General features: G+C 45.3%; 14 protein-coding genes and 2 tRNA genes. 5 read left to right on the top strand and 11 right to left on the bottom strand.

Features of this window, described 5'->3' with window-relative positions:
- Positions 1-703: 703 nt before the first annotated feature.
- The 4 genes from OH455_RS03240 to OH455_RS03225 form a co-directional block, all read right to left on the bottom strand.
- Positions 704-794, bottom strand: a tRNA-Ser gene (locus OH455_RS03240).
- 241 nt (positions 795-1,035) lie between these two features.
- Positions 1,036-3,165, bottom strand: a complete 2,130-nt coding sequence (locus OH455_RS03235; protein ID WP_269980323.1) for a TRAP transporter permease — start codon at positions 3,163-3,165, stop codon at positions 1,036-1,038.
- Positions 3,166-3,196: 31 nt separating this feature from the next.
- The gene (locus OH455_RS03230; RefSeq protein ID WP_269980322.1) at positions 3,197-4,201 is read right to left on the bottom strand and encodes a TAXI family TRAP transporter solute-binding subunit; all 1,005 of its coding nucleotides are present in this window, start codon (positions 4,199-4,201) and stop codon (positions 3,197-3,199) included.
- 286 nt (positions 4,202-4,487) lie between these two features.
- Complete coding sequence (locus OH455_RS03225) at positions 4,488-5,843, bottom strand: sigma-54-dependent transcriptional regulator (RefSeq protein WP_269980321.1); 1,356 nt, start codon at positions 5,841-5,843, stop codon at positions 4,488-4,490.
- A gap of 165 nt (positions 5,844-6,008) precedes the next feature.
- Between OH455_RS03225 and OH455_RS03220 the strand changes: the two genes are divergently transcribed.
- Positions 6,009-8,063 (top strand): PAS domain-containing sensor histidine kinase, encoded by a 2,055-nt coding sequence (locus tag OH455_RS03220; protein WP_269980320.1) that lies wholly within the window; start codon positions 6,009-6,011, stop codon positions 8,061-8,063.
- 246 nt (positions 8,064-8,309) lie between these two features.
- On the opposite strand, the gene OH455_RS03215 is transcribed toward OH455_RS03220, so the two are convergent.
- The 3 genes from OH455_RS03215 to OH455_RS03205 all read right to left on the bottom strand — a co-directional run bounded on the left by OH455_RS03215 (position 8,310) and on the right by OH455_RS03205 (position 10,497).
- Positions 8,310-8,386 (bottom strand) — tRNA-Pro (locus OH455_RS03215).
- Between the two features lie 53 nt (positions 8,387-8,439).
- The gene (locus OH455_RS03210; protein ID WP_045976711.1) at positions 8,440-10,245 is read right to left on the bottom strand and encodes a DUF3413 domain-containing protein; all 1,806 of its coding nucleotides are present in this window, start codon (positions 10,243-10,245) and stop codon (positions 8,440-8,442) included.
- 27 nt (positions 10,246-10,272) lie between these two features.
- Positions 10,273-10,497: a YejL family protein gene (locus OH455_RS03205; protein ID WP_006962962.1), complete on the bottom strand. Its 225-nt coding sequence runs from the start codon at positions 10,495-10,497 to the stop codon at positions 10,273-10,275.
- Positions 10,498-10,582: 85 nt separating this feature from the next.
- On the opposite strand from OH455_RS03205, the gene yejK reads away from it, so the two are divergent.
- Positions 10,583-11,584, top strand: coding sequence for a nucleoid-associated protein YejK (gene yejK / locus OH455_RS03200; RefSeq protein WP_045976712.1), 1,002 nt, complete (start codon positions 10,583-10,585; stop codon positions 11,582-11,584).
- Positions 11,585-11,692: 108 nt separating this feature from the next.
- Positions 11,693-12,955, top strand: coding sequence for an Hpt domain-containing protein (locus tag OH455_RS03195; RefSeq protein WP_269980319.1), 1,263 nt, complete (start codon positions 11,693-11,695; stop codon positions 12,953-12,955).
- A 55-nt stretch (positions 12,956-13,010) separates the two neighbouring features.
- On the opposite strand, the gene OH455_RS03190 is transcribed toward OH455_RS03195, so the two are convergent.
- Complete coding sequence (locus OH455_RS03190) at positions 13,011-13,616, bottom strand: class I SAM-dependent methyltransferase (protein WP_269980318.1); 606 nt, start codon at positions 13,614-13,616, stop codon at positions 13,011-13,013.
- 218 nt (positions 13,617-13,834) lie between these two features.
- On the opposite strand from OH455_RS03190, the gene OH455_RS03185 reads away from it, so the two are divergent.
- Positions 13,835-14,263, top strand: a complete 429-nt coding sequence (locus OH455_RS03185; protein ID WP_269980317.1) for a VOC family protein — start codon at positions 13,835-13,837, stop codon at positions 14,261-14,263.
- Between the two features lie 43 nt (positions 14,264-14,306).
- Here the strand turns inward: OH455_RS03185 and nhaC are convergent, their stop codons facing one another.
- The gene (gene nhaC / locus OH455_RS03180) at positions 14,307-15,740 is read right to left on the bottom strand and encodes a Na+/H+ antiporter NhaC (RefSeq protein WP_269980316.1); all 1,434 of its coding nucleotides are present in this window, start codon (positions 15,738-15,740) and stop codon (positions 14,307-14,309) included.
- Positions 15,741-16,188: 448 nt separating this feature from the next.
- Here nhaC and asd point away from each other — a divergent pair, with 448 nt between their 5' ends.
- On the top strand, positions 16,189-17,319 hold the full coding sequence (gene asd / locus OH455_RS03175) for an aspartate-semialdehyde dehydrogenase (protein WP_269980315.1): 1,131 nt from the start codon (positions 16,189-16,191) through the stop codon (positions 17,317-17,319).
- Positions 17,320-17,423: 104 nt separating this feature from the next.
- Here asd and OH455_RS03170 read toward each other — a convergent pair whose 3' ends face one another.
- On the bottom strand, positions 17,424-18,266 hold the full coding sequence (locus tag OH455_RS03170) for an ion transporter (RefSeq protein ID WP_206372064.1): 843 nt from the start codon (positions 18,264-18,266) through the stop codon (positions 17,424-17,426).
- A 51-nt stretch (positions 18,267-18,317) separates the two neighbouring features.
- Positions 18,318-18,956, bottom strand: coding sequence for a YchE family NAAT transporter (locus tag OH455_RS03165; RefSeq protein ID WP_045976719.1), 639 nt, complete (start codon positions 18,954-18,956; stop codon positions 18,318-18,320).
- Between the last annotated feature and the right edge of the window lie 214 nt (positions 18,957-19,170).

The raw sequence follows: 19,170 nt of genomic DNA, 5'->3' as shown, positions 1-19,170 counted from the left end.
ATATTCATCTACAGCGCTGCGGTTAAAGGCTGGCTCCTTCTCTTCGGGTTGAGAAATGGTTGGCATTGGGCCAGCTGGTTTTTGTTCAATAATCGGCTTGTAGCCGGCCCTCATGTGAGGTCTTTTTGTTTTAAACGGGTCGGGTGGTTTACGCTCCATGTCCATGCCCTCTGCCGAAAGTTGAGAGGGAGTGTAGGCGCGTAAGTTGTAGGTAAAGAGTTAATTATTGGTGATTTATTCTAAGTTATTTTATTGGCAGGCCTCCATGTAACGTTATATGTAAATAATTCTAATAAAAGCAGTATATTACTCTTCATGGTTAACACTTTCCCAAGGCGTGTTTTACCCCCAATCTGTGTTGCCTCCAGCCACTTGAGCTTAATACGTACTGAAATCACCACACCAGAGCAGGTGTCGATGTGTTTTGTTTGAGTATTGTAACGAGCAAACTTCAGGGCAAGAATGGATGAGATTACGATTGGCTAACTGTTAGCGTATTGCGACAGTGGTTTGTATGAAGTTCCTAGCTCACAGGGAGGTTTTGGCGCAAAACGAAGGTCGAAATTTAAGGTGTTTGGTCAAACAAAGGTGGGGCAGTAAGGGCTGGTTGGGAGCAGTGCGTTGTTTCAGTCAATCTTACTTGATCAAGTGCACCCAGATATGAAAAAAGCCGCTAATTGCTTAGCGGCTTTTTTACTGAATGTGGCGGAGAGATAGGGATTTGAACCCTAGATACGCTATTAACGTATGCCGGTTTTCAAGACCGGTGCTTTCAACCACTCAGCCATCTCTCCGTTGTTGAGGCGAATAATATAGAGGTTGGTTTTTCTTGTAAACCCCTAATTTTACTGATTGCTTTAATTGTGAGCGTTTGAAGCGGAAAACTAGACCAAGTGCGTGTTTTTAGACCAAATCTAATGAATAAACAGAGAGTTATTCGGTTGAGAATGGTAGAAAAGTGGTTCGCCGAGAGTAACAAAGCGCTGTGATCACCACAGCGCAAAGAAGTTAAGCCCTGTTTAGTTAGCCGTACTGTCAGCTAGAGGAAATAGGTTGTTGGTTCGGCATAGACTGATCATGCTTTCTGCTGTACCACACGAAACCAATCAATATCCCACAACAAGCTAAGCGCACACTCATCGGAATTTCAGGCCAAACCAGAGCACAGCCTATCACGATGAGTAAAAGCCGCATGAGCAGATGGACTTTTCCTTCCAGATAGCCTTCCATGGCTCCAACAAATGCATAAGTGCCTAAAATGGCGAACAACCCGGCCTCAAGTACTGACATCGTATCCCAACTGATGATGCCACTGTAGGCAATAAGCAGAGGGACCAAATATAAGCCCTTGGCGATTTTCCACGCTGTAAAGCCGGTTCGCATTGGTGGCGTGCGGGCAATGGTTGCAGCGGCAAAGGCGGTTAAACATACCGGTGGCGTGACATTGCTATCTTGCGATAACCAGAAAATGATCAGATGAGCGGACAGTAAAGCTAAACTGACGGTTTCGAGCCCCAAGCTTTGCTCAAGTAGTGTCTGCATAAAATCAGCTGGAACTTGGGAGAGCAGTTGTTGAGCCGTTTCCAGTGACATAGGGGCGGCTAGTGTGTTGAGTTGATCAGGTGTGATGAGCATAAAGATAGAGTTGGCTTCTTGGGGCAGTTGGCCTGCCATCATCAGGTCGAGTAGTTGTTTTTCGGCCAGTAATTCGTATAGCGCTGGGGCAGAAAGTGTGCCGAGCACAATGTAGGAAGCAGTGACAGGCAAACCCATACCCAGAATCAAAGAGGCCAGAGCAACAAACAGCAGCATCAGCAGCAGTTGTCCGTTAGCCCAGTGATGGATCATCAGTGAGAAGGTGTTGCCAATGCCTGTAGTACTGATGACATTCACCACTAACCCAATGCCGACTAAAAGCACCGCTGTCGTTGCCATGTTTTTTGCCCCTTGCGCTAATGCCTCGTAAATAGCACTAGGACCCACTTTGTGATGTTTTGAAAACCACGACGCGGCAACAACAGACAAAATGGATAATCCAGCGGCATAAGTTGGCGTGAATCCTTGTACCAGTAGCGTCACCAATACTGCTAACGGAATCAGGTTGTGCCAACCAGAGGCCAAGACGCGGAGTAATGATTCGCCACCTGCCGATTCCTTTTGTACGCCGCTGCGTTTGGCTTCAATCCGCACAAAGAAAGCGACAGACAGAAAATAGATCAATGCTGGTAGGAGGGAGACCAATATGATGTCGACATAGGGGATTTGTGTGTAAGAGGCCATGATAAATGCACCGGCCCCCATTACCGGTGGCATCAGCTGTCCTCCGGTTGATGCGGCGGCCTCAACACCAGCGGCGAATCGCGGCGGAAAGCCTGCTTTTTGCATCAGAGGGATGCTGATAACGCCCGTGGAAACGGTATTGGCGACACTTGACCCCGATACTGAACCCATTAAACCTGAGCCAATGACGGCAATAAACCCTGGTCCACCGATCACTTTTCCAGCCGCCGCTTTCGCTACGGCAAGGATGTAGTCGCCCACGCCCGATCGGACCAGAAAGGCACCAAATAAAATGAACATGAAGACAAATGTCCAGCTTATGCGAGAAATGGGGCCGAACATCCCCTCTGATGAATAAAAGCTGCGAAAAAGCAGGGTCTCAAAACTCAATCCAGGGAAGTGGAATAAACCCGTTGTCCATTTCCCCCACAGTACGACATAACTAAGACAGACAAGGATGAGTAGCGGAATGAACCAGCCCATGGTGCGGCGTATGAGCTCTATGACGATAGCGATAGCTAGGATGGAAAACAACCAGTCGCTGGCAGTAAAGCTCATGCCACGTTCATAGAGGGCATCTTCAGCAAACGGGAGATAAATCACACAAGCGAGGATGGCGATGACAAGCCCAATATCGACGCCAAGAGCTGCGCGACTTCGCTTAAAGCGCCCATGCGCTGGATACCAGAGTGCACATATGATGGCGAAACCAGCAAAGTGAATGGCTGAAATCCATAATTCTGGTAGAGTTGCGACGGTATTAAACCAGACGTGCAATAAAGAGAGAATCGCACCGAGTGTAGTGATGACTTTGCCAACTAATGGAAAATCATCACGTGTCGGCAGGGCAAACTTTTGCAGTTCTTGTTGAAGTGGATCCTTCATAACAAACTCCATTGGTGCAGGTTGGGGCGGCTTAACGCGCGATCAATTCCGCAGGGATCTCAATACCCATTTCTCGGTAGTAACGGGCCGCTCCAGGGTGTAGGGGAACAGGCAGTCCGGAGGTGCTCTTTTCTAACGCCATCGCCTTAGTTGCCTTGTGAATACCCTGCAGGAAAGGCAAATTCTCGTAGATTGTTTTCGTTAGTTGATAAACGTCTTCTTCAGGGATATCGTCACGCACGGCGAGAAAGTTTGGTTGTGCAATTGTCGTGATGGGTTTATCTAAGCTCGGATAGGTGTTGGCTGGTATCTCATACTTGGTCCAGATGTCATATTCTCGGTTTGCTTGTTTAATTTGTTCATCAGTGAAAGACAGGATTTGAATGTCATTGCCAAGCGCTGCAAATGCTTGAGTGACTGCGCCGACAGGTACACCCGCGGGTGTATTCATACCATCAATGGTGCCGTTTTGCAGTGCGCTGGCGCTACCGCCATAACCCATAAAGGCAAGTTTGAACTCTTCTGGATTGATGGCCAGACTTTGCATGATCTGACGCCCTGAATTCTCTGTCCCTGAGCTTTTTTTACCGATAGAAAACTTTTTGCCTTGTAGTTTTTCAAGATCGCTTATGGTCCCTGTCTGCGCGATATCTGAACGGACAATAAAATGCTCTACGTTTTGCCATAGCATGGACACTGACCGCAGTTGAGTCTGGCTGCTTTTATATGGTCCTGCGCCCTGCCAAGCCCAAGCGCCATACAACCCTTGCAAAATCGCAAACTGTGCCTGATTGTCATTAAGAAGCTTAATGTTTTCTCCCGAGCCTGCTGAACTGATAGCAGCCAATGAAAAGTGTTGTTTGGGAGCGAGTTTCACCTTACTTAGTGTTGCCAGTGCTACGCCTACTGGGTAGAAAGTGCCACCGGTTGAAGCGGTAGCAAGGATGTAACTGCGCTCGCTAGCAAGCGTTGATTGGGTAAACGCCAATGCACTTAGTGTGAGTACAGTGGTGGTGAAGATGTTTTTTAACGTCATGATGATGCTCCGTATCATGTGGTGTACTTAAAGCGGAAAACTTACCTAGAGCAAGCAAAATGCCAAAATTTAACTAATTGTTATTAAAGGTTTTTTTGTTAAATTTAGTGAATTATAAGCATTTAATTGCTTATTAAGGGGGATTGCCATAAGCAAAAAATTGCCTATCAACGGGAGAGGGTAACCAATGAGATGTCAGTGGCTAAACAACCAGCCCACGGTTACTTAGCCGCTGATATGCAGCACATTGAGATAAGCCAATTTTTGCCTATCGGCTGCGAACACACTATGAGGGCGTATAGTCACTTCGGTTTAGGGCATATTTGACCATCTTTTGGTTGAGAGTTCGTCTGGGTAAATCGAGCTCTTCCAGCACATCATTGATGCGTCCCTGATGGCGCTTTAACGCTTCGTGGAGAATTTTTCTTTCGAAGCTTTGCATCTGAACGGCGAGCGGTAAACCTTGCTTGATGCCAGCTGTGGTCGTTTGTGGACGGCATGAGAGAATGTCTCCAACGGTTAGAGAATCATCCAGTGCAAAACGAATCGCGACATTGCGTAGCTGACGAACATTGCCTGGCCAAGGGTAGCTGAGCAACATTTGTTGGTCAGCAGGGCTGGGACGTCGGGTGTTGGTATTAGCTTCCTGAGTAAAATGTTCAAACAGCAGTAAAGCGTCTTCCTCGCGGTCTTTCAAAGCGGGTAAATAAAGCTGGGCGATATTCAAACGGTAAAACAGATCTGGGCGAAATTCAGAGTGGTTTAGCAAGTCACATTTAGCAGCGGAGATCACGCGTAAGTTAACCGCTTTAGCATGGTTACTGCCCACGCGTTCGACGGTATTTTCTTGCAGCGCGCGCAACAGCTTAACTTGCATTGCCAAAGGTAAGCTTTCAATTTCATCCAGAAATAAAGTGCCTTTGTCAGCAAACTCTATCTTGCCGATGCGCCGCTTGGCAGCCCCGGTAAAAGCACCAGCTTCGTGACCAAACAACTCACTTTCAAATAGGGTATCCGGTATTGCACCGCAATTAAGTGGGACGAATGGGTGCGGTTGTCGGGGGCTGAAATGATGCAGACAGTAAGCGACCAATTCTTTTCCGCACCCTGTATCACCATAAATAATGACGTTGGTATCAATGCTGGCGATTTTCTGCACCTGTTCACGCAGTTCACACATTACCTGACTACGTCCTATCAATATCTGTTCTATGCCTTCAAGGCTTTGTAGGTAGGTCTGCCGTGACCGCCACTTTTGGGATTCGATATAGGGTTGGATGGCTTGGTTGACGGTCTGTGCTAAGCGCTCAGGTTCGAACGGTTTTTCGATAAAATCGTAAGCGCCCTGTTGCAGAGCGTTGACTGCCATGTCGACATCACCATGTCCAGTGATCAGGATCACTGGAATATCAGGAGCTTGCTGCTTCACTTGCTGTAGCAACTCTAAGCCGTCGATGCCAGGTAAGCGAACATCACTGATGATTGCCATGAATTCGTGTTGAGTAATGGCGGCGAGTGCCGCCGTACCATTGTCAAAGGTGGTGAGTTCAAAGCCAGCCAGTTGAAGCCATTGTGCTGTCGTCTGACGAACGATGGGATCGTCCTCGATCAGCACGATAGGGTGTTTAGTTGTTTGTTGCATATCTACGCCGTTGTCTTTTTCCATCACGTTTTTAAAAGTGACCTCAAGTTAGCATGAGCTAGCTCTCACTTTATGCAACTAGTATATCCCTTTTAAAACCAAGCAGTACAAGTCATCAAAATCTAATATGTGTGGCCCCAATAAGTGATAAAGGATGACACTGCAATGGCAGTCCCACAACGATATGGCTTGTTTGCCGTTACACTGTTGCTGATAGGGTTGATTCAGATCGTGAGTCAAGAAGTGGTTAAACAGTGGAAACTTGAGAGTAAACAGCGTCATGCGGAAGAGCGTTTTCTCGGCTACATCGAAGAAGTTCGCCGAACATTGCGCCGTTTTGACTACTTGCCTTTTTTGATCACCAAAGATCAAGCGAGTGTGCGTTTTTTACGCGGTGAGCATCAGTATTACCAACAGATTCAGCAGCAACTGATTCAATTGGACAAAGCGGCTAATACCAAAGGTTGGTATGTGCTTACTGATAGGGGGGGACTAAAGATTTCTAGTGTTCGATCTCGGCGAATGTCGTCACACAGCGCCAAAGCGATTGCAGCAAAAATTCAGCAGCATCGTGGGGTTGTGTCTCATGTGACCACCAGCCCAGAGAGCTCAGATTATTTTATTGCTTCACCTCTCTACGATGGTGTGACAATCATCGGTATTGTCGCCGTTCAAGTCGACCTGACTCTTCTTATCGACCAATGGTTTTCACAGGGTGAAGCAATTTTAGCACACCACCCTAATAGTCAGTTTTTTCTCTCCAGCAACCCTCTTTTTTCATCTACTTGGTTTTATCAGCACTTCGACAGTGGGGCGATGATCGAGTACCACCGACTATATGACGGTACGCGCATCGAAACCTGGCAGGTAAAGGAGCAAAAGTATTTAGTCCAGTCTGTTGTCTTAGATGATCTCAACTGGAGATTGGTGTATCTCACTCCCTTGCAATCGATGTTACGTAGTGCGCATTGGATAAGCGCGAGCATAATAGTGGGGGGAGTAATCATCACGTTGCTCATGGTAATAAGGTATCAGCGACATCAGAAAGTGCGTAGCCAGCAGCGCATGCAAAAGCTGGTGGAAGCCTCTGAGAAAAGGTTGAATGTGATGCTGAGCAAAACCCATGTTGGGTTAATACTGATCGATGAAAGTGGTGATATCCAAGACATTAACCCAATGGCGAAGAAGTATTTTAGCCTTTCAGAGTCGATGACGCGCCAAATCAAACTCTGGCAGCTTTTTACAAGCAGTGGTTCCGATTCGCCGGCGTTAGAACTACTGAAAAACTTTGATCAGCACGCGTATTTGGCTGAAATGACGGAAGTTGAGATTCTTGGGCAGCGCAGTGATGGAAGCTGCTTTCCCGTGATGATCTCTCTGAGTGCCTTACCTTGGCATGAAAGAGGTTACTACCTGTGCACTGTGATTGATATTAGTAAACGAAAACGTGCTGAAATGGCGTTAAAGCAGTCAAACCAGAGGTTGCAGGCGCGCGTTGAAGAAAGGACGAAAGCACTCGACAATGCTCAACAAGAATTGATCGAGTCGAGCAAAATGGTGGCGCTTGGGAGAATGTCCAGCGCTATTGTACATGAACTCAATCAGCCTCTTACTGGGCTTAGGACGCTATTCTCAAGTAACCAATTATTGCTCGAGAGGGGGCAAACACAGCTACTTAAAGATAACATGTCGTTGGCAATGACGTTGTTTGAGCGTATGGCGTCGATGACGCGTCAACTCAAGTCTTTCGCCTTTCAACGACTTGAATCTCCTCAGCCGGTGTCACTCAATGAAGCTTTGGATGAAGTCCTACAAGTTCATCAAATGCGTTTGGACAAGGTGGATTTGGAACTTCAATTAGAGACTCGGGAGCTGTTTGTTTATGGTGAAGAGGCTAGGCTTCGCCATGTGCTTGGCAACTTGGTTGGGAATGCCTTGGACTCGATGACAGAGACCGACTTTCCGCGGTTACAAATTGAGGTGGAATCTGTATCAGATGAAATAGAAGTGAGGATCATAGACAACGGTTGTGGTGTAGAACAAGCTAATCTTGGCCGTATGTTTGAGCCTTTCTACACCAGCAAAAAAATCGGTGAAGGGCTAGGGCTTGGATTAGCCATTGCGGCGAACAATGTTCGCGACATGCAGGGAAGGCTGTCAGGAGTAAATAATGTAAGACGTGGGATGACATTTACGCTGGTTTTACGAAAATCTGGCTAATTGATAGTATTGATATCAAACCTGTTGAGTTAGCTATCTTGCAGTTAAAGGAGCAATACCGTCGCAGTTCAATGACCTTATTGAATACAAGGCTCCTATCGTTACCTTTACGACTCTTCCAATGGCAATATAAATCATTTGTAGGCACTGCTTTGACTATTGAACTGCTGAGAAGTGGAGCCAGTAACGGTTTGTAGTACGAGAAAAGCAAAAAAGAGAGCCGGAGCTCTCTTTTTTTAGGTGTAATGGTCGGACTGACAAGATTTGAACTTGCGACCCCCGACACCCCATGACGGTGCGCTACCAAGCTGCGCTACAGTCCGATGCCGATAATCTACCCTTAATTTACGAGCAGGTCAATCACTAAGAGTATGATTTAGTTACTTTTTACATAAAAACGTTGCAGCTCTGTTAGACCCTGCATTAAAACTGGTAATGTTGGGTTTTCGTCGTGTAGGCGTTGGTAGCTACTGTCATACAATTTATAGTTACCAAACTTATCGATCACTGTGGTGTTCTTGTTGGTGATAAGCGCCAATTCTCTTGTACCACCGGCAAGAATCCACTTTCTCGAGCGTTCATCAAACAAGTTCTGACCGCTGCTGAAATCTGATGGGTTAGAGGAGACTCCCAGTAGGTCCTGAAGCAGTGTGACCGATAAATCGAGGTGACTGGTACGGTGATCGTATTGACCAGCCACTTTGCCTGGCCAATGTATGATCATCGGCACTGCAAGTTGGTACTGGCTGTAATTACTGTTTGAACCCCAGCTATTGGTCTTAGTTTCGTTGAATTCGGTGCCGTGATTGGATGTGATAACAACAACGGTTGAGTCACTAATGCCTAGTTCTTTAATCTTCTCATAAAGCACACCCAATTCTTCATCGGCGTTGTTAACCGACGTGTGGTAGCCTTGTATCAAGGTTTGCAATGTGGACTTGTTGTTCCCTGAGTCGTCATAGGCACTAAAGTTATCAACCGTCGTCAGCTCAATAAAACTAAACCAAGGTTGCTGTTTTTGTTGAGAGACCCATGTTGCCCAAGCATTAATAGCTTGAGTATCGGGCGAGGTACTGTCATTGAAAGCAATACCAGTAAAATTCAAACCACGGAATACGGTCTCACCGTATAGGTTATCGTCAAAGTTGTCCCCACTGAACAAACCAAAGTTGTAATCCTTATCCAATAGAGTATCAAGCAAAATAGGTCGAGAACCTTGGGTTTTAATGCTACTGACATAACTACTTGGCAAACCGTAAAACAGGCCAAAGACACCGAAGGTATCGTTGCTTGAGCTGTAGTGGTTAACAAAGTTCAGGTTCTGTGAGGCAAACTCTGATGTGTTTGGCATAAGCTCATTTGTCAGCACATCGCCGCGTAGGTTATTAACACTGACTACCAATATATTCAGTGGATTGGCACGACGGTTAAACTCAAGCTTTTCAAGCGGGTAGCGGACCAAATGTGCGCTAGCCTCACTTTCTTTTAGGCGCTGAAGATACTCTTCTCTGTCAAGCAAACCGTGACGCTCCATAAAGGACTTCGCGGTCATAGGATAGGAAAGCGGGAAGTTGGCCTTCTGAGCAGTAATTGGATTATAGAAATAGGCATCAGCCCAGACGTAAACTAGATGACTGGTAATAAAACTGATAAAGAATAATGCCGCAATTGGGCGGCCGACATGTTTGTGCGAAAGCCGACGTTGTTTGCGCCATACCCATTCAGATAAAGCAAGCTGTAGCAAAAAAATTAATGGTAGAACGACAAATAAATGTTGCAAATCAATACTGATCGTACTGCCTTCATCATTAAATAGCACCTCCCAGACGACGGGAGTAAGGTGAAGGTTAATCTTCTGATAGGCTTGAGTATCAATCAGTAGCACCGTCAAACCGACGGTAGCAAAACAAACCGCCACTAAGCGAAACAGCTTACGCGACGGTATCAGGAAGGTAAGCGGAAACAGAACCAGTAAATAAAGTGCAAAAACGAGGAAACCGAAATGCCCCACCCAAGAAATGGCCAGATAGAATTGTCCTAAAAGGGTGTCGGGCCAAGGGGACTGAGTGATATAACGGGTGCCAATTAACATGGCCGCTATGATGTTGAAAAAGGCAAACCAGTGCCCCCAACCCACTAAACGCGATACGCGCTCGCCGTATGTATTTCCGTTATCTACCATGTACTGTTCTATTGTCCGTTTATTTTTCTAGTGAGTGTTTTCTTCAATAGAAGACAACAGTGCCTGTGCAAATTTTTCAGCAAGTGCTTTGCGTTGTGAAGCATTAACGTTTTGATTTAAGACATTGGTAGCGATATTTCCTGCAATCATCAAAGACAATTCCGGACCCGCACCGTGTTTGTCTAACACTGCAGCTACTTCTGATAGAATCGCTTCAACTTTGTCGTCGCTGTATTTAGATGTTATCGGCATAAAGACTCTAATGGTGATAGTAAAGCGGCTTATGATAACCTACAATGCCCCGCAACTGAAACCTACACGACGATAAAAATTCATCATGAGTCTTCATCTTTCAAACGTTATATTACATCAACTGCGTAAAAACGATTCTGACGAACTTGTTGTTAACTTTCGAGCCGATTCCCTTGAAAATGATGCATCGACGGAAAACCTAGTCGCAGAGCTGCACCGTGTTTTTAATTCCAAAGCAGGCAAAGGGTTTGGTTGTTTCAAGTCTGACAGTGAATTCCAAAACTGGTTGCATGAACTTCGTAAAGGTGAGAGAAACTTCTATGATTTCTCACAAAAAAGTGCAAATCGTCTGAAAGATGAGTTGAGTAAGTACCCCTTTGCTGATGAAGGTATTCTGGTGATTGCAGAATATCAGTCTCTGGCGACAGATTACCTTTTTGTTGCCATCATTCCATCAAATGAAAGTCTAAAAGTGACAGAAGGTCTCGAAATTAGTGCGACTGATTATCTTGACCTGAGTAAAATGGATATTGCTGCGCGTATTGATCTGACCAGTTATGAGACAGATAAAGAGTCAAATCGCTACCTCGCATACATCAAAGGTCGAGTAGGGCGTAAAGTGGCAGACTTTTTCCTTGATTTTTTGCAGGCTGAGGTCGGGTTGGATACCAAGCAACAGAACCAAGTTTTGATGCAGGCGGTTGAAGATTTTTGTGCAGACTCCAAGTTAGAGAAAGACGAAGCGATCAGTTATAAAAAACAGGTGGCGGACTACTGCAACGAACAAATCAAAAGCGGTGATGAAGTTCAGATTCGTGAGCTGTCGGGAGAGTTACCTCCTTCTCATGATGGTACCAGCTTCTTTGATTACACTCATGAGCAAGGTTACCAACTGGAAGAAAGCTTCCCCGGCGACAGAACGGCTGTACGTAAGCTGACCAAATATGTAGGTGCAGGTGGTGGTCTAACGATTAACTTTGATAGTTTGCTGCTTGGTGAGCGTATTTTTTATGATCCAGAAACCGATACATTGACCATCAAAGGCACCCCACCAAACCTGCGTGACCAACTGACCCGTAACCGCTAATTCCTCATTAAATCAGGACTAAGTCGAAGAAATATGCACTTAGTCCTACTTTTCTCAAGCTTTGCGTATATGCTTGTAATCATGGCATTTATTCAAAGACGGCATGACATGGATCGCAAAGCGCTCAAGCTGGGTTGGCTGATTGTTGTTGTCTGGGTGATAGGGATGACCGTACTGTCCTTCAGTTATCGCTCAAACGTAATGACAATGAGCCAGGTTGGAGAACTGAGCAATAGCATAGATGAACTTAAGTATTCCTTATTTAAGGAACCTGCCTACCGGGCCGAGTTGACGGATGGTCAGTCTCTCAACTTGCAACTAATCTACGCGCTTCGGCTACAGATTGAAGCGACTTATGAGCAGAGTTGGCTAACGCCAGATGTTAACCAACTTCTCTATACCACCGATCGATTTATAGAGCAGACCAAAATCTTTCTCGATAACGAACTTGCTTTGATTTCATTAGTGGATCAAGCGCAGTTTATTCGCGCGAAATATCAAGATGACACTGACTTGAGAACTCACTATTACCATTTGAGTGCGAATGTTTTGGAGGCTTTGTTTAGCTCGAATAAATCCAACCCTCAGGTGTTCCGTGAGCTTGACCAATTGTACGTGGAGTCTGAATCTCTGCCCGCGTTGCAAAAGCAAGACCTTCAGCAATTGTTGTCGAGAACATCAGCGGTATTGGGTAGCTATGCACAAGGGAGTTATGTCATCGAAAAAATGATGACACATTCCATTCATAAGCAAATCAATGTCGTAGAGACGCAATACCATTTACAGCAGCGTAACCTGGCCATTAGCGGTGTTGTATATAGTGGGATATGCTTGCTGGCGATGATACTGATTATTTCTCGATTTACAGGAGGCCAACGTATGGTTGAACGTTCAGAAAAAGTGGAAAATAACTCTCAGAAAGAGGTTCAATCAATCGTTGAAACATCAATCGTTGAAACATCAATCGTTGAAACACCCCAAGAGTCCACTTCTATAGTGACTGCTGCCGCTACATTGGATGATGGTCCAGAAATTGACTTAGACGGCATGCTTGATTCGTTGGGTAATGACTACGAATCTGTGTGTATGTTGCTACAGGTATTTGTCGACGACCATACGGGAGATGCTGAGCGAATTGCTCAATTGCTCAACGATGCTCCTGAAGAAGCGTTGCGCAAAGCTCACAGCCTTAAAGGGGTCGGTGGAAATCTAGGGGCCTTAAAACTTCGTGAGTCAGCAGGCAAGGTCGAGCAGGCAATTAAAGATGATATTGGTTCGGTTTCAGGTTTGTTGGAAGAGCTTAAAGCTCGCTTAGATAAAGCTATTCTTGAGGCACAAACGTTTCTTAATGAACAAGAACCCGATGGCTGATTTATTCAAAGACCAAATTAGCCAATATTTAAAAGAGAGCACATAGTGCTCTCTTTTATGTTTTTTTTAGCACCAGAGTAAAGTCAGCGTCAGAGTAATCGTCAATCAAAGTGACGTTAGGTGTCACTGTCTGGCAAAACGCTAAAACTTCTTGTTTGTTGTATGCTTGCAATATCGTTTGATCAGAAAAAACTTCGATATTAAGCAGGTTGAATACAGTGACCTCTCTGCATGCAGAAAACATACGCATGATCATTTCTGTTAGATATTCTGGGTTTTTCGTCCGGTAACTCAATGAACCACTGGCGACGACGATGTCCATTTTCGGTAAGTTTGCTTGGCTGATATCGGTAAATTTGAATCGGCATTGTGAGGAGCCTATCCGTTTTCTGGCTTGGCGAAGAAAAGGCCAGTGTTGATCGAGACCGAGATAGAAGCCAGGACATTGATTGTCTGACAGGTAGTCATACAACTCGCCCAGCCCGCAACCGAGATCCAATACTCTCTTACCCTGGAACTCTACATTATTGGCTATGGCTTTAAAGCGCACTTGTTGCTCTTCATGGCTGGACCAGCCTTGTACCTTATGATTCAACCCTTTCCAGCGTCGTACTTTTTCTTTGTGGAACAGATAGATTTTCAAGCGGTCGACTAAATGCATAGTGGTTCTCAAACAAAGAGTGATAGCCTCAGACTAGCTAATTTCACTGTAGGCACAAGGGAGTATTTCTCCTGCTTTTCTTCCCACTGAATAAAATTAAATCTAAAAAGCACTTTACCTCAAGCTAACTTGAGGAATTAGAGTGGCACGAGTGAAGATAAGATTAAGCCGTAATACGCTGATCTTTATACTTATTACCTACTCAAAAGGACTGTATTATGAAAGGCTATGTTGAGCATGCAAACATTGGTGTTGTTGATCCAAATAAAACAGTGGAATTTTTGACCACAGCTTTACCTGGGTGGCGGATCCGTGGGGAAGGAGAATACATCAACGGCCAAGGTGAAAGGATTCAGTGGTGTCACGTTGGCGATGAAAACTCCTATATTGCACTTTCATCGACGGGGAAGGGGGAAGCACCGGACTGGCAAACGCGATATACAGGGGTAAAGCATGTTGGAATTGTGGTGACAGATCTTGAAGCGATGGAAGCAAGATTGGCTAAGCAAGGCTACTTTGTCGATCATCGAGGTGATGAACATCCTTATCGAAAGAACGCTTATTACATCGATGATCATAACCTCCAGTTTGAGTTTATTGAGTACTTCTCGCAGCAACCCGAACAGAAGAATGATTACTCGTTATAGAGTGAAAAAAGCGCCGGTATGGCGCTTTTTTGTTAGTTGTATATTAAGCGGTTTGCTTGCTTAACTCTGGCGTCTCTTCCGTATTGTTTGGGCCCGTGGGTTCGCACTTATCAACAAACCAACCCATGTACGAGGTAATAATCGTTACCAAAATACACACAAAACTTAGCCACATAAAAGGTGCGTATGACAATGTGGCAACACCTAAGATACTTGCCATGTAGATACCATTATCACTCCACGGAACCATACCTGATGTTAGTGTTCCGCCGAATTCAGCATTTCGTGACAGATTCTTACGCTTGTAGCCAAGGCGATCGTAGTTTTTCGCACAGATCTTCGGTGTGAGGATAAGGGACACATACATGGCGGAGCCAAATACGTTGCCTAGGAAAGCAGTACCGATAGTACTGGTTGCTAGCGAGCCAGGGCTCTGTACACGACGTTCAAACAGTTTGGCGATGGTTTCCAGTACGCCGACTTTATCCAATAGACCACCAAAGCCGAGGCCAAAGACGATCACGGCAACTGAGCCTAACATAGAGGACATACCACCACGGTTGAGAATTGAGTCAATGAAACCGACACCAGATTCGATATGGAACGGAGCCCATGCGGTGTTAAATGCTTGAAGGAAATCAACATCTTGAATCATCACAGCCCAGATGATACCCAATAGAGAGCCGAAGCTGATCACTGGGAAAGAAGGCATGCGCATGGCTAACAGGCCAAGTACGATCATAACAGGCACAAACGAATACGGCGTGATGTAGAACTGGTTCTCCATTGCGTCTATCACAGATTGAACCTGTGTCATATCTACGTTGCCTGCATAATGGAAACCAAACGCAGTGAACATAACGCCTGTGATGATGTAGCTGATCAGCGCAATGGGTAGCATTCCTTTGATGTGTTCAACCACTTCGACGTTAGACATTGAAGAGGCAAGGATTACAGAGTCGGAGAGAGGGGACATTTTGTCACCAAAATAACAACCCGACAAAACCGCACCGGCCGTGATTGGTGCTGGAACACCTAGACCTTGACCGATACCCATCATGGCAATACCAGCAGTACCTGCAGCACCCCATGATGTTCCTGTTGCTAGCGCGGTTAGGGAACAGATAATCATGGTTGCGAGTAGAAAGATTGACGGATGAATCGCTTTCAGACCGTAATAGATGATGGTTGGAACAATGCCACCTGAGATCCAGGTACCAACTAAAGCTCCGACGGCAAGAAGAATTAAAACAGCGCCCAGACCATTGGAAATGCCATTAAGTGCTGCTTTTTCTAAATCTTTGTATTGGTGACCGAGACGAACACCAAGAACCATGATGACAAACCAGCCTATGTAGAGTGCTAGCTGAATAGGCAAATCTAACTGGGCTGTAAAAGAGAAAGCCATTAGCAAAAATAAACCAAGTGCAACGATAACTTGCATCAAACTTGGTAAACGGGGGGTGAGTTGCGTCATGCAGAGCCTCTTATATGTGTTATATGCCATATGCGCCTTTGTGTACTGGGAAGGGACATATAGAGAGTGTTTACTCATTTGGGTACCGGATGCACTTTACATGACTCAGAATAATATTTCGAACAAATACAACTCCGATGTGATTTAAGTCTATTGATGTATTTATTGCTAGTTAAATATATTAAATTTGGTTAAATTTAATGGTTTGAAATGAGTTTTTTTGTAAATGGCATGTAGCACGAAGATTTCTCTTGTGTAGATGAATCCGCATGCGCAGTTTTCATTGATTGTGGATGAACAAAGAACATACAAAAAGCGATTTGAAGGCAATATTTAAAAAAAGGAAGCAAAAGTGACAGAAATAAGTGAATTTTTCCTTGAGATTTTGTTGGGAAAATTGAAGTATTGAGGCATCCCTTTTTTAAATATTGCACACGGAGAGTTGAGAATGAGAGTAGGTTTAGTCGGTTGGCGTGGCATGGTAGGTTCAGTGCTTATGCAGCGCATGGTTGAAGAAAAAGATTTCGACCTTATTGAGCCGGTATTTTACAGCACTTCTCAGGTAGGTATTCCTGCGCCCTCATTTGGAAACCGTAAGGTGGGCGAAGAAGCAGGTCTTCTACAAGATGCATTTGACATCGAAAGTTTAAAGCAGCTTGATGCAGTCGTTACCTGTCAAGGTGGTAGCTATACAGAAAAAGTTTACCCAGCACTTCGTCAGGCAGGATGGAAAGGTTACTGGATTGATGCGGCATCCACGCTGCGTATGGCACAAGATTCTATCATCGCGCTTGATCCAGTTAACATGGCACAGATTCAGCAAGGTATCCACGGTGGCACCAATACCTTTGTTGGTGGTAACTGTACAGTGAGCTTGATGCTGATGGGCTTGGGTGGTCTGTTTGAAAAAGGCTTGGTTGAATGGACCAGTGCGATGACTTACCAAGCCGCATCTGGTGCGGGTGCACAGAATATGCGTGAGCTGATTTCTCAAATGGGCGTTATCAACGACTCAGTAAGCTCAGAATTAGCCAACCCATCAAGCTCTATTCTTGATATCGATAAAAAAGTGGCTGACACCATGCGCAGCGGTTCATTCCCAACGGACAAGTTTGGTGTGCCACTGGCGGGTTCTTTGATTCCATGGATCGATGTGAAACGCGATAATGGTCAGAGTAAAGAAGAATGGAAAGCGGGTGTTGAAGCGAACAAGATTCTCGGCTTCCAAGATGCTCCTGTACCCATTGATGGTACTTGTGTGCGTATCGGCGCTATGCGTTGTCATTCTCAAGCGCTGACGATTAAGCTCAAACAAAATGTCCCAATGGATGAAATCGAAGAGATGATCGCCACCCACAACGATTGGGTTAAAGTGATTCCTAATGACCGCGATATTACGGCGCAAGAACTGACGCCGGCGAAAGTCACGGGTACGCTATCGATTCCAGTCGGTCGACTGCGTAAAATGGCGATGGGTGATGACTTCCTCAATGCGTTTACTGTGGGTGACCAGCTACTATGGGGTGCAGCAGAACCGTTACGTCGTACGCTACGTATTATTTTGGCTGAAAAAGCGTAAATCTCAACGCGATACAAACACCTTATCTTTGAATTCCTAGCCTCAAAAGATCAAAAAGGGTTGACGTTTTACGTCAACCCTTTCATTTTCCGGCTAGCCCGCTTTTAGTCCTCTACGGTGACGATCCGTTGATCAGGGTCCGCCAGCTCGCTCCCACAGTATTTGCAATGCATCGCATCAGATTCGTGGCCCGACTTAGAACAATTGGGGCATTTGACCAGAGATTTGTGCGAGTTCATTTCTTGGTTGAGTTCGGCGGTGATGATACCCGTTGGGACGGCTAAGATAGAGTAACCAAGCAACATAGTGATAGAAGCGATGGCCTTGCCCAAATTGGTTTGTGGGACAAGATCGCCGTACCCGACGGTTGTGATGGTCACGATTGCCCAGTAGATACTTTTAGGGATGCTCGTAAAACCGTTTTGGGGCCCTTCAATAACAAAGATCAGCGCACCAAAAATGGTGACGAGAATGGCGACAGTACTGAAAAATATGAAGATTTTTCTTCTTGCCATCAACAATGAACGCAACAGAATGTTGGAGTCTTGTAAGTAGCGAACCAGCTTAAGTACGCGGAATATCCGCATCACACGTAACAGCCTGACGACCCCCATGAATGTTGCGGACGGAAAGAAAAACGCTAAGTAAGTCGGCAAAATGGCCAACAGATCGACAACGCCGTAGAAGCTTTTGGCATAAGCGACTGGTTTGGGTGAACAATAAAGACGCAACAAATATTCAATAGTGAAGAGAGCGGTAAATGTATATTCACAATACCGTAGCTCCGTTCGCCACTGAGACGCGACGGCTGGAATGGATTCGAGAACCAGCACCAGTAACGAAGAAAGAATCGCAATGATGAGAGCGATATCAAAGGCACGCCCGGCTTTGGTATGCGTGCCAAAAATGATGATGTAGAGGTGATGTTTGAGAGAATTGCGTGGCATGACGATACTAACTTTTAAACGATAGCGTTAATCATACCTTCATCATCCATGTCAGGCCAATCCAGGAAACAAGTTACGCAAGCCATTAGCAATAAATTCAATGCCAAGTGCTCCTAGAATTAACCCCATTATCCGCGTGATCACGTTGATACCCGTTTGGCCAAGAAAGCGGACTATTAGTGGTGCTGAGCGGAATAAGAACCAAGAGCAAAGGCAGAATAAGCTGACGGTAATAATGATACCAAGGGTATCCAGCATGGTTGGATAACGGGCACCATATACAATCGTTGAACTGATCGCACCGGGGCCTGCCATCAAAGGCATGGCGAGAGGCACCACGCCAATTTGTTCGCGGCTAACATATTCAGACTTTTCTTGTTTGTTCTGCTTATCTTCACCTAACTTACCACTCATCATCGAAAAAGCGATGCTAAGCAGTAGCAGACCACCAGCGACGCGAAATGAATCGAGTGAAATGCTGAACATATCTAGCAGCATCTGACCCGCCAGTAGAGAAATGATAAGAATCACTGCAACCGCGAGATTAGCAGTTGCGGCCGTTTTATGCTTTTCTTCCAGCGTCATATGCCCAGTTAAAGAAACAAACACTGGCATTATCCCGACAGGATTTACAGCGGCGACTAACCCAAGAAAAAATTGTAAAAAAATTGCGATTTCGAACGTTTGCATTGCGTGTGCCTACACAAAGTAAAGACCAGAACAGAGCCACCAGAGTGACATGCGGAATATAGTCTAAAATTGGCGGCGTAACGAATGAAAAAATCTAACGCTTATCTGAATGGAAGAATAGGAAGGTCTAATTGCTGGCTGCACAGTAACATTTTCGAGGTGTCTATTGATTTACACAAACGTTAACATTTGCACATTTTTAATAAAAAATGAG

It is taken from the genome of Vibrio sp. T11.5 (assembly GCF_027587155.1).
Classification (GTDB): Bacteria; Pseudomonadota; Gammaproteobacteria; order Enterobacterales; family Vibrionaceae; genus Vibrio; species Vibrio neptunius.
The sequence above is the reverse complement of the archived record's forward strand: the minus strand, read 5'-3'. Positions and strand labels throughout refer to the sequence as shown.